Genomic DNA, 13,018 nt, shown 5'->3' with positions numbered 1-13,018 from the left:
ATGGAGAATATTGCATTAATAGATTCATTTTCAGAATTTAAAGACGACAAACTAATCGACAGAGTTACCTTAATGGCAATTTTGGAAGATGTGTTTAGAAATGCGTTAAAAAAGAAATATGGTTCAGATGACAATTTCGATATTATCATTAATCCAGATAAAGGAGATATGGAAATATGGAGAAACCGTGTAGTTGTAGCTGATGAAGATTTAGATTTTGAAAATGAAGAAATCACTCTAACAGAAGCGAGAAAAATTGAACCAGATTTTGAAATCGGTGAAGAAGTTTCTGAAGAAGTTAAATTAATAGACTTAGGAAGAAGAGCCATTTTAGCTTTACGCCAAAACTTAATTTCTAAAATTCACGAACACGACAATACTAATCTTTACAAGCAATTTAAAGATTTAATTGGTGATATTTATACAGCAGAAGTACATCACGTTAGACCTAAAATGGTTGTGTTGATGGATGATGATGGAAATGAAATTATTTTACCAAAAGAAAAACAAATACCTAACGATTTCTTCAAAAAAGGAGAAAATGTAAGAGGAATTATCGAAAGTGTAGAGCTTAAAGGTAATAAACCTCAAATTATCATGTCAAGAACTGCACCAAGTTTCTTAGAGAAATTATTTGAACAAGAAATTCCAGAAGTTTTTGATGGTTTAATTACTATCAAAAAAGTGGTTCGTATTCCTGGTGAAAAAGCAAAAGTTGCGGTAGATTCTTACGATGATAGAATTGATCCAGTTGGAGCTTGTGTAGGTATGAAGGGTTCTCGTATTCACGGAATTGTTCGTGAATTAGGTAACGAAAATATTGATGTAATTAATTACACACAAAATACGCAATTATTTATTACTAGAGCCTTAAGCCCAGCCAAAGTTTCTACAGTAAAAATTGATGAAGAAAATAAAAAAGCAGAAGTTTTCTTAAAAATTGAAGAAGTTTCTAAAGCCATTGGTAGAAACGGTCAAAACATTAAATTAGCTAGTCAATTAACGGGCTACGAATTAGATGTAATTCGTGAAGGAGCGATTCAAGAAGAAGATGATGTAGAATTAAGAGAATTCAGTGATGAAATCGAAGAATGGATTATTGAAGAATTTGAAAAAATCGGTTTAGATACTGCTAGAAGTATTGTAGATCAAGACGTAGCCGATTTAGTTAGAAGAACAGATTTAGAAGAAGAAACCATTTTAGATGTTATCAATATTTTAAAAAATGAATTAGATAGTTAATCTATTCCATATAATAGCAACGCAACAACACAGAAAATTAAGCAAAATACACATATGTCTGAAGAAAGAGTAATACGAATAAGTAAAGTTTTAAAAGAATTCAACATTTCACTTGATAGAGCTGTTGACACCTTAAAAGAAAAGGGTCATAGCATTGAGCACAGTCCCAATGCAAAAGTTTCTCAAGTGGAATTCGACGTCTTGTGCGATATTTTTTCGGCCGATAAGGGAAACAAAGTAGCTTCGAAAGAAGTTGGCGAAGAAAAGAAAAAAGAGAAAGAAGCATTAAAACGTGAAATCGAAAAAGAACTTGAAGTTAAGCGTCTTGCAGAAGAAGAAAGACAAAAACAGGAAGTTATCAAAGCAAGAGCTGTTGTTACTGCTCCAGTTACTTTAGGAAAAATAGATTTAAATCCTAAAAAACAAGAACAACCAAAAGCAGAAAAACCTGTTGTTGCTCAGGAAAAAGCAGTAGTTGCTCAAGAAAATAATCCTGTTGCAAAAGATGAAAAACCACTAGTTGCAGAAAAAACTTCAGACAAACCTGCAGAAACGGTTAAGAAATCTTTTGAAAAACCAAAAGAAGCAACAGCAAAATCAGAAGAACCTTCAATTCAACCTCAAGAATTTAATGCGGATGGAACGCCAATTGAAGTCAAGTTAGATACACAATATACGAAACTTTCAGGAGCTACTTTTACAGGTCAAACTATTGATTTATCTCAATTTAATAAACCTAAGAAAAAGAAAGAAGATTTTAAAAAACCAGGTGCGCCTGGCTCAGCTAACAAACCTGGTACGCCAGGAGCTGCCGGAGCAGGAGCTGCTGCCAATAAACGTAAAAGAATTGTAAAACCAGGAACTCCAAATACAGGGGGAACTGGCGGAAATACTCAAGGCGGTGGTCAAGGTGGTTTCGTTAAAAAACCATACCAAGGCGGACAAGGCGGAGGTGGTTTCAAAAAACCAGGGTTCAACAAAACAGCACCTGTTGTAAAAGTTGAGCCAACTGAAGAAGAAGTAAAAAATCAAATCAAAGAAACTTTAGAAAGATTACAAGGAAAAGGTAACAAATCTAAAGCAGCAAAATATAGAAGAGATAAAAGGGATTCACACCGTCAACGTACAGATGAAGATTTAGCACAACAAGATTTAGAAAGCAAAATTCTAAAAGTAACGGAATTTGTTACAGTTGGTGAAATTGCTACAATGATGGATGTGCCGATTACAAAAGTTATTGGAACGTGTATGTCTCTTGGAATCATGGTTACCATGAACCAACGTTTGGATGCAGAAACTTTAACAATTGTGGCTGACGAATTTGGTTATGAAATGCAGTTTATTACTACAGACATTGAAGAAAATGCAGTAGTTATCGAAGATAAAGAAGAAGAATTAGAATTCAGAGCGCCTATTGTAACCGTAATGGGTCACGTAGATCACGGTAAAACCTCTTTACTGGATTATATTCGTAAAGCAAACGTTATTGCTGGTGAATCTGGAGGAATTACACAGCACATTGGAGCCTACGGAGTAACTTTAGATGGTGGTCAGAAAATCGCTTTCTTAGATACACCAGGTCACGAAGCCTTTACAGCAATGCGTGCTCGTGGAGCTCAAGTTACAGATATTGCTATTATTGTAGTTGCAGCGGATGATGACATCATGCCCCAAACAAAAGAAGCAATCTCTCACGCGCAAGCCGCTGGAGTTCCAATGATCTTCGCTATCAATAAAGTGGATAAGCCAAATGCAAATCCAGAAAAAATTAAAGAACAATTAGCAGGTATGAATTTACTTGTTGAAGATTGGGGTGGAAAATACCAATCTCACGATATTTCGGCTAAATTCGGACAAGGAGTTCCAGAATTATTAGAAAAAGTATTGTTAGAAGCGGAAGTTTTAGAACTAAAAGCTAATCCAAATAAACCAGCACAAGGAACGGTTGTAGAAGCACAATTAGACAAAGGTCGTGGTTATGTATCTACTATTTTAGTTCAAGCCGGAACATTAAAAATCGGTGACTATATGTTAGCGGGTAAAAATCATGGTAAAATTCGTGCCATGTTTGATGAAAGAGGAAACAATGTAAAAGTGGCTGGTCCATCTACACCAGTTTCAGTTTTAGGTTTAGACGGAGCGCCAACTGCTGGAGATAAATTTAATGTTTACGAAGACGAAAGAGAAGCGAAACAAATCGCATCAAAACGTACTCAGTTGTCTCGTGAGCAATCTGCTAGAGTTAAAAAACATACTACTCTTGATGAAATTGGTAGAAGAATTGCTTTAGGTCAATTTAAAGAATTGAACTTAATCATCAAAGGAGATGTGGATGGTTCGGTTGAAGCATTAGCAGATTCGTTCTCTAAATTATCTACTGAAGAAATTCAAATTAATATCATACACAAAGGTGTTGGAGCCATTACAGAAACGGATGTTATGTTAGCGTCTGCTTCAGATGCGATTATTATCGGATTTAACGTTCGTCCTGCTGGAAATGCGAAAACATTAGCTGAAAAAGAAGAAATCGATATCCGTAACTATTCAATTATTTACGCTGCTATCGACGACTTAAAAGACGCGATGGAAGGTATGCTTTCTCCAGAATTGAAAGAAGAAATTACAGGTACTGCTGAAATTAGAGAGTTATTTAAAGTTTCTAAAGTAGGAACAATCGCTGGATGTATGGTTACAGATGGTAAAGTAATCCGTAGCAACAGAATTCGATTAATCAGAGAAGGTGTAGTAATCTTCACAGGAGAATTAGTTGCTTTAAAACGTTTCAAAGACGATGTGAAAGAAGTTTCTAAAGGATACGATTGTGGTATGCAAATTAAAGGCTACAACGATATTAAAGAATACGATATCATTGAAAGTTTCCACGAAGTAGAAATCAAAAAGAAATTGAAATAAAATATTTTGATAAACAAAAAGTCCCAATGAAAATTGGGACTTTTTTTATTCTTAAAAGAAACAATAAACTTAAAATTTATTCGTTATTCCATAAAATTCCAATGCATTACATTAAAATATTCCTTTTAGCCTTCTTGTTTTTTTCTTGTCAAAAAGAAGTTTCAAAAAAAGAAATAAAGCCAAAAGACTATTCTTCAATCCTCAAAGAAGCAAAAGAATATTGCCAAAAAAACACCCTTAATCAGAATAAATTTATTCTAATTGATTTGGCCTTACATTCTGGATTGAAACGTTTTTTTGTTTACGATTTAAAGACTAACAAAAAAATAAAATCATATATGGTTAGTCACGGTTGTGGATCTCATATGTGGAGTTGGACGACCAGTAAAGAAAATGCACCAATATCAAACGAGCCCGATTCACATTGTTCTTCCATTGGAAAGTATGTAATAAGTTCTCGTGGTGTCAGTCAATGGGGAATTAAAGTAAATTACCTACTAATCGGGAAAGATAAAACTAATTCTAACGCCGTAAAACGAGCTATTGTTTTGCATTCCTGGGAAAAAGTTCCTTCTAATGAAGTATATCCGGAAGGCACACCAGAAGGTTGGGGTTGTCCAGCAGTTTCAAACGAAAGTATGAAAGAAATCGACCAACTTCTTACAACTAATAAAAGCATGCTTATGTGGATTATAAAATAATTTAAAAATCACACAAATCCTTCTAAAAATCAGAAAATTTTACATCTAAAAAAATATTATTATTATAATTTTTAACTTATTTTTGAAGATACTAAAATCTTTCAAATGCAATTTGATATTCAAAATACCGAATCTTCGGCTTTATACAAACTGTTAACCGGAACTGTTATTCCACGTCCAATTGCTTGGGTTTCTTCTATAGATTCTAATGGAACTCACAATTTAGCACCCTTTTCTTTCTTTAATGTGGTTAGTGAAGATCCACCTCATATCATGTTTTCTACCGTGAGAACAGGAAATAAAAACAAAGATACACTCAATAATATTCTTGCCAACCATCAGTTTGTAGTCAATTTGGTCACTGAAGATATAGTGGAACAAATGAATACCACAGCTCAAAATGTAGCACCAGATGTGGATGAATTCGAATTAGCAAACGTAACACCAATCGATTCTGTTTACATCAAACCCAAAAGAGTCAAAGAAAGTTTAGTGCATTTTGAATGTGAAATGGTACATCATTATTTTATCGAAAACCATCAAAATGGTGGCGCTTGTATTATCATCGGAAAAATACTTACGATGCATATCGATGATGCTATTCTTGAAGACAATTACAGAATCAATTTAGACACTTACAAACCTGTTGCTCGTTTAGCAGGATCTAATTATAGTAAAATAGGAGAAATTTTTTCTATAAAAAGAGGATAATAAGAACACAGATTTAAGAAATTAAAGTAATTATTATGATTTTTTAAATTTCTTAAATCTGTGTTCCAAACAAAAATAATAGTAAAAATAGTATCTTGATAACTTGAGATACTGAAACAAGTTCAGTATAAATGAAAATAGCAGTAATTGGTGGTGGTCCTGGCGGACTTTATTTTTCGATATTAACCAAAAAAGCCATGCCAGAGTGTCAAATCGACGTGTATGAACGCAACAAACCCGATGATAGTTTCGGATTTGGTGTGGTTTTTTCAGATGAAACTTTAGGTGAGTTCTTAAAACGCGACATGCAATCATATGAATTAATTCGTAGTAAGTTTGCTTATTGGGATGATATCATTATCGCTCGAGATGGAGAAGAAGTTAGCATCGCAGGAAATGGATTTTGTGGTTGTTCTCGAAAAACTTTATTGCAATTATTACAACAAAGATGTTTGGAAGAAGGTGTGAATCTGCATTTCGAACAGAATGTGGCGGATCTTTCTCTCTTCGAAACTGCCGATATGGTTATTGCTTCAGATGGAATTGGAAGTAGTATTCGTACAAAATATGAAAAGGAATTCGGAACAAAAATCGTACAAAAACAAAATCGTTTCGTTTGGTTGGGTTCTACTAAACCTTTAGACGCGTTTACTTATTTTTTCAGAAATACGGAACACGGACTTATTGTAGCACATTCTTATCAATACGAAGAAGGAATGAGTACTTGGATTTTCGAATGTTCTGACGAAACTTGGCAAAAATTTAATTTTGAAGTCACCAATGAAGCAGACACCATCACTAAAATTTCTGAGATTTTCAAAGAAGAATTAGACGGACATCCGTTAATCACAAATAAATCGCATTGGCGACAATTTCCGCATGTTACGAATGAAAATTGGTACCATAAAAATATTGTTTTACTTGGTGATGCGAAAGCTACTGCGCATTACTCTATAGGTTCAGGAACCAAGTTAGCCATGGATTCAGCGATTGGTTTGTCAGATGCCGTACTTGCTAATCCAACAGATGTGCAAGCTGCTTTTCAACAATATGACAAGTCTCGTAGAAATACAGTTGAAATGATTCAATACGCCGCTTTAGTTTCTTTAGATTGGTTCGAAAACATGAACCGTCACAACCAACATCCGTTTTATCAATTTGCTTTCGGATGTATGACGCGTGCGAAAAAAGTCACTTATGAGAATTTACGATTAAGAGACCAGTCTTTTACAGATAAAGTATTAAATGAATTCAATACTAATACTAACGTTGATGACAAAAATCAATCAGCCGCTTTTTCAACTTTTCAACTTCGTAATTTAGAATTACAAAACCGAATTGTAATGGCGCCAATGGGACAATATGCTGCAAAAGAAGGCTTAGTAAACGATTGGCATTTTCAACATTACACATCAAGAGCAGTTGGTGGTTTAGGGTTGATTGTAACGGAAATGACAGCTATTTCGGAAACAGGAAGAATTACAGAAGGTTGTGCCGGAATTTACAACGAAAATCAAATTTCTGAATGGAAACGAATTACCAATTTCATTCATACTTATACACAAACTAAAGTCGCCATACAATTAGGACATTCCGGAAGGAAAGGTGCGACTAAAAAACCTTGGGAAGAAAGTTTTACTGGAACAAATTGGGAATTACTTGCTGCATCAGCCATTCCGTTTAATGAAAATTCGGCAACTCCAAAAGCCATGACTTTGGTCGATATGGATTTAGTAACTTCTCAATTCGTACAAGCTACAAAAAATGCAGAAGTAGCAGGATTTGATATGATTGAATTGCAAGCGCATCACGGATTTTTATTAGCGTCCTTTTTATCTCCATTAACCAATTCGAGAACAGACGAATTCGGCGGAAATATCGAAAACAGATTAAAATTTCCTTTACGAGTTTTCACCGAAATGCGAAATGCGTTCCCTAAAGAAAAACCAATGTCGGTTCGAATTTCTGCTACAGATTGGGCAGAAAACGGAATTTCAGATGAAGAGGTTATTTTTATTGCAACGGCTTTTAAAAATTCAGGTGCAGATATTATTAATGTTTCGACAGGAAATACAGTAGCGCATCAAAAACCGCAAACGGGAAGAATGTGGCAAACGCCTTTTTCAGATACAATAAGAAATACGGTTCATGTACCAACAATAACTGCAGGTTACATTCAGGATATCGATCAAATTAATACCATAATTTTAAACGGTCGAGCCGATTTGGTCGCATTAGGAAGACCTTTATTATTAGATGCGAATTTTGTAAGAAATACACAAGCTTACGAACAATTTCAAGCCACAGATATTCCAAATCCTTATAAAATGGGAATTTCTCATTTGTATCCTTTCAAAGCTTCAGAAAGAAAACAAATAGAAGGAATGAAAAAAGCATTGAAACCGAAGAGTAATAAGAAGAATTAATTTGTATACTTTCAAAAAAATGAAACATTACGAAGACAATTTCGCACATATAAATTTACCTAATCAGGCATTACAACCCGATTATGTGTTTTTAGATTGGCCTCAATTCAATCGACCAGATCAACTGAATTGTGTGGAAAAATTACTCGATAGTCATATTGCTGCAGGTCGTGGAAATCAAATTTGCATCCGAACATTTGACGAAACTTGGACGTATCAAGATTTATATGAGAAAGCGAATCAAATCGCACATGTTTTAGTAGACGATTTCGGTTTGCAATCTGGAAATCGCGTATTAATTCGTTCTGCCAATAATCCTATGATGGTGGCGTGCTGGTTTGCGATATTAAAAGCAGGTGGAATTGTAGTTGCAACCATGCCATTATTGCGTTCGAAAGAATTAACAACCATAATTAACTGTGCCGAAATTTCTCACGCCTTTTGCGATGCCGATTTGGCCGAAGAAATGAACTTGGTGCAATCGGACTATTTAAAAAAAGTAAGTTTCTTCAGAAATTCTCCAGAAACTGCGGGATTAGAAAAGAGACTAGAATCTAAACCCAAAACGTTTCAAAATTATCCTACTAAATCTGATTCAGTAGCTTTAATTGGTTTCACTTCAGGAACAACTGGTTTGCCAAAAATGACCGCGCATTATCACAAAGATATTTTAAATATTTGCGAAGCGTTTCCAAAATACGCTTTACAACCGACTCCAGATGATGTTTTTACAGGAAGTCCACCACTCGGATTTACCTTCGGATTAGGCGGATTGGTTTTATTTCCAATGTATTTCGGTGCTTCTACTTTCTTAATCGAAAAACCTAGTCCTGATTTGCTATTAAAAGCAATTCAAGATTTTAAGATTACCATTTGTTTCACCGCTCCAACGGCTTGGCGAATCATCACTACAAAAGTGAAAGAGTTCGATATTTCAAGTTTAAGAAAGTGTGTTTCAGCTGGTGAAACCTTACCTTTAAAAGTTTGGCAAGATTGTTATGACGCAACAGGATTAAAAATTATAGACGGAATTGGCGCCACAGAAATGCTTCATATTTTCATTTCATCCCATGAAGAAAACATGAAACCAGGTGCAACTGGATTAGCCATTACAGGTTACGAAGCTAAAGTTATCGACGCAAAAGGAAATGAAGTACCAAGAAATGAAGCCGGAAGATTAGCAGTTCGAGGTATCACAGGTTGTAAATATTTAAACCGAGAAGACAAACAAAAGGAATATGTAGAAAATGGCTGGAATATTACAGGCGATATTTTTCGTCAAGATAAAGAAGGTTATTTCTATTTTGTAGCCCGTGGCGATGATATGATTATTTCTTCTGGCTATAATATTGCTGCAATTGAAGTAGAATCCGTACTTTTAACTCACGATGCCATTTTAGAATGTGCCGTTGTAGGTTTGCCAGATGAAGAACGAGGCATGTTGGTTTGCGCACATATCGTATTAAAAGAACATAATAAAGCCGCAGATGATTTTAAAATTGAAATTCAAAATTGGTTTAAAAATACAGCAGCGCCATATAAATATCCAAGAATCATTAATTTTGTAGATAGTTTACCTAAAACAGAAACAGGTAAAATTCAACGATTTAAGTTGAAATAAGCCTATTTTGTTATTTTGAACTTGTTTCAGAATTTCATCATAATTTGTAATAAGAAAACAATGAGAAAAGCATTTATAATTATAAGCATCACCATTCTTTCCTTAACGGGAATATTGATTTATATCAATTGGAAATTCTGTTTTCTGCTTTTGATATTTGTTCCTTTGATTATGATGGGCTTATACGATATGTATCAATCGAAAAAAACCATTCGTAGAAATTTTCCATTATTAGGAAGAATGCGCTATTTGTTAGAAGCACTCGGACCAGGTGCGCGTCAATATTTCATAGAAAATGATACAGATGGGAAACCTTTCAACCGTTTACAAAGAAGTAAAAAAGAAACCGATTCGATGCCTTTCGGAACACAACTCGACGTGTATAAAGAAGGGTATGAATGGATCAATCACAGTATAAAAGCGATTCCTTTTTCAAAAGTTAACGAAAATCCACGCGTAAAAATTGGTTCTTCGCAATGTGAAAAACCTTATGAAGCAAGTTTGTTTAATATCAGCGCGATGAGTTTCGGTTCCTTAAGTAAAAATGCTATTATAGCTTTAAATAATGGCGCCAAACAAGGCGGTTTTTTTCATAATACGGGCGAAGGCGGTTTGTCGCCCTATCATTTACTTGGTGGTGATGTGGTTTGGAATATCGGAACAGGTTATTTTAGTTGTCGTACCGATGAAGGTAAATTCAATTATGAAGAATTCGTAAAAAGAGCGACTTTAGACAACGTGAAAATGATAGAAATTAAGTTTTCTCAAGGTGCAAAACCTGGTCATGGCGGAATTTTACCTAAAGAAAAAGTTACGGATGAAATTGCTGAAATTCGTTTGGTATCAAAAGGAAAAGACATTTTGTCGCCTCCAACGCATTCGGCATTTACCACGCCTTTAGAATTAATGGATTTTGTAAAGTTATTACGAAAAGGTTCTGGCGGAAAACCGATCGGAATTAAAATTTGTATCGGAAATAAATCGGAATTTATCGCCATCTGTAAAGCCATGGTGGAAACCAAAACTTATCTAGATTTTATCACAGTCGATGGCGGAGAAGGCGGAACAGGTGCCGCACCACAAGAATATTCCGATCATGTTGGTATGCCATTGCGAGATGCTTTGGCTTTTGTATACGATTGTTTAAACGGTTTTGCTATTAAAGATCAAATTAAAATTATCGCATCTGGTAAAGTAATCACCGGTTTTGATATCATCAGAAATTTATCATTGGGTGCCGATTTGTGTAATTCTGCTCGCGGTATGATGTTCGCTTTAGGTTGCATTCAAGCTTTAGAATGTCATAATAACACGTGTCCAACCGGAGTGGCTACTCAAGATCCAAGATTGACAAAAGGTTTAGTGCCTGAAGAAAAAAGTGTTCGCGTGGCTCGTTATCATCATGAAACCGTAAAATCGGCAATGGATTTAATGGCTTCAGCCGGTTTAGCACATCCAGATGAAGTGGATAGAACGGTAGTAAGCACTAGAATTGAACGGTCAAAAATACAAACGTATGAAGAAACGTATCCCGAATTAAAAGTGGGCGCCTTGTTAGAACCAGCAACCGTTCCGAATGAGTTTTATACGTTCTGGAAAAGAGCCAATGCAGCCAGTTTCTAATTTTTTTTTAGAAGCTAATTCCGTCTCGTCTATTGGACGAGATTGCAATCTTTTCTTTAAGGAAAAAAAACAAAAGGATTTCCATTACTAACGGGGCTAGTACTCAAGAACAACTAAAACAAAAATAACTTAGCGACTTGGTGTCTTTTGGCAAAATCAACATCGCGATATAATATAAAAACATGAATCAACCTTTTATAAAACAAGAAAAAATTCGTTTCAAACACATCGATTACGCGGGAATCGTTTTCTATCCGCGTTTTCTAGAAATGCTAAATGATATAGTAGAAGATTGGTTTGAAGAAGCTTTAGATAGACCGTTTTCCAAAATGCATGAAAGTAACGGCATTCCAACCGTAGATTTAAAAGTACAATTTAAAAATGCAGCACGAATTGGAGAAGTATTAACCAAAAAATTATGGGTAGCTGAATTAAAATCATCTTCAATCGTATGCAGATTTCAATTCACCAACCAAGACGACAAAACGGTTTTAGAAGGTGAAGTAACTTTAGTCAACGTAAAAATTCAAGAAGACAGACAAAGTATCAAAGCAGAACCTTTTAATGAAAACATGAAAGAAAAAATTTCAAAATATATAGTATAACAACGCAGATTAAAGAAATCTGAGAAATCCACACAGATTTATTTTTAAAATTTCTTAAATTTCTACAGTCAGTGTTTCAAAATAAAACCAGCAATTATCCGCGTTTGCAAAGCAATCCGTTTCATCCGCGTACCAAAACAATAAAATATGGACTTTAAAAAATTCAAAGCAGCCGCTGTTCAAACATCACCTGTTTTTCTTAACGTAGAAAAAACAGTAGTAAAAGCAATTTCATTTGTAAAAGAAGCGAGTCAAAATGGCGCGCAATTGATTGCTTTTCCAGAAGTATTTGTTGCAGGTTATCCATATTGGAATTGGATTATGACACCTGTTCAAGGAAGTAAATGGTATGAAAAACTATATAAATGTTCAGTAAAAACTGATGATGAGGTGATGCAACCTTTGTTTCAAGCGGCAAAAGATAACAACATTCACATCGTAATCGGAATTAACGAACGTGGTGATTCGTATGGTGAAATTTACAACACTAATTTAATTATTGATAACAAAGGAAATCTAATCGGGAAGCATCGAAAATTAGTCCCAACTTGGGCAGAAAAACTTACATGGACTTCAGGAGATGGTTCTTCCTTAAAAGTATATCAAACAGAAATTGGTCCAATTGGAACTTTGGCTTGTGGCGAAAACACCAATACTTTAGCACGTTTTACCTTACTTTCTCAAGGTGAATTAATTCATATTGCGAATTACATTTCATTACCCGTTGCACCACCAGATTATAATATGGCGGAAGCTATAAAAATTCGTGCCGCAGCGCATTCTTTTGAAGGAAAATTGTTTACCATTGTTTCTTGTTCTACGATTTCAAAAGAAATTATGGAAGCATTAAAAGAAGACGTTCCAAATGTAGAGGAATTGTTAACTCGTAAAAATTCAGCTTTTTCTGGATTTATTGGTCCAAATGGAGCAGTAATTGGCGAGCCTTTAATTGACAATGAAGGCATGGTGTATGCAGATATCGATTTAGAAAAATGCATCCAACCAAAACAAATGCACGATATTCTCGGACATTATAACCGATTTGATATTTTTGATTTGAGAGTCAACATCTCACCAACTCGAAAAATTACATTCATCGACAATCACGAGGAATTTAATAAACGCTAACAAAAAAACCTGACAGGTTTTAGAAATCTGACAGGTTTAAATATACAG

The 13,018-nt window shown here is 34.8% G+C and carries 9 protein-coding genes; all 9 read left to right on the top strand.

Annotated elements, in window-relative coordinates; all coding sequences use genetic code 11:
* Nucleotides 1-1,242, top strand: coding sequence for a transcription termination factor NusA (nusA, locus tag G4D72_RS09205; protein WP_166077390.1), 1,242 nt, complete (start codon nt 1-3; stop codon nt 1,240-1,242).
* Between the two features lie 54 nt (nt 1,243-1,296).
* Entirely contained in the window at nt 1,297-4,155 is a 2,859-nt protein-coding gene (gene infB, locus G4D72_RS09200) for a translation initiation factor IF-2 (protein ID WP_166077388.1), read from the top strand.
* A gap of 101 nt (nt 4,156-4,256) precedes the next feature.
* Nucleotides 4,257-4,856, top strand: coding sequence for a murein L,D-transpeptidase catalytic domain-containing protein (locus G4D72_RS09195; RefSeq protein WP_166077387.1), 600 nt, complete (start codon nt 4,257-4,259; stop codon nt 4,854-4,856).
* Between the two features lie 105 nt (nt 4,857-4,961).
* Nucleotides 4,962-5,567: a flavin reductase family protein gene (locus tag G4D72_RS09190; RefSeq protein ID WP_166077386.1), complete on the top strand. Its 606-nt coding sequence runs from the start codon at nt 4,962-4,964 to the stop codon at nt 5,565-5,567.
* 131 nt (nt 5,568-5,698) lie between these two features.
* Nucleotides 5,699-7,993: an oxidoreductase gene (locus G4D72_RS09185; protein WP_166077385.1), complete on the top strand. Its 2,295-nt coding sequence runs from the start codon at nt 5,699-5,701 to the stop codon at nt 7,991-7,993.
* A gap of 19 nt (nt 7,994-8,012) precedes the next feature.
* The gene (locus G4D72_RS09180; RefSeq protein ID WP_166077384.1) at nt 8,013-9,614 is read left to right on the top strand and encodes an AMP-binding protein; all 1,602 of its coding nucleotides are present in this window, start codon (nt 8,013-8,015) and stop codon (nt 9,612-9,614) included.
* 60 nt (nt 9,615-9,674) lie between these two features.
* Nucleotides 9,675-11,237 (top strand): FMN-binding glutamate synthase family protein, encoded by a 1,563-nt coding sequence (locus G4D72_RS09175; protein WP_166077383.1) that lies wholly within the window; start codon nt 9,675-9,677, stop codon nt 11,235-11,237.
* Nucleotides 11,238-11,419: 182 nt separating this feature from the next.
* Nucleotides 11,420-11,842, top strand: a complete 423-nt coding sequence (locus G4D72_RS09170) for an acyl-CoA thioesterase (RefSeq protein ID WP_166077382.1) — start codon at nt 11,420-11,422, stop codon at nt 11,840-11,842.
* Nucleotides 11,843-11,989: 147 nt separating this feature from the next.
* Nucleotides 11,990-12,970, top strand: a complete 981-nt coding sequence (locus G4D72_RS09165) for a carbon-nitrogen hydrolase family protein (protein WP_166077381.1) — start codon at nt 11,990-11,992, stop codon at nt 12,968-12,970.
* The last annotated feature ends 48 nt before the right edge of the window (nt 12,971-13,018 follow it).

Origin of the sequence: Flavobacterium difficile (assembly GCF_011392115.1) — a bacterium.
In the GTDB taxonomy this organism is placed as follows: Bacteria; Bacteroidota; Bacteroidia; order Flavobacteriales; family Flavobacteriaceae; genus Flavobacterium; species Flavobacterium difficile.
This window is presented reverse-complemented; position numbering and strand designations above follow the sequence as displayed.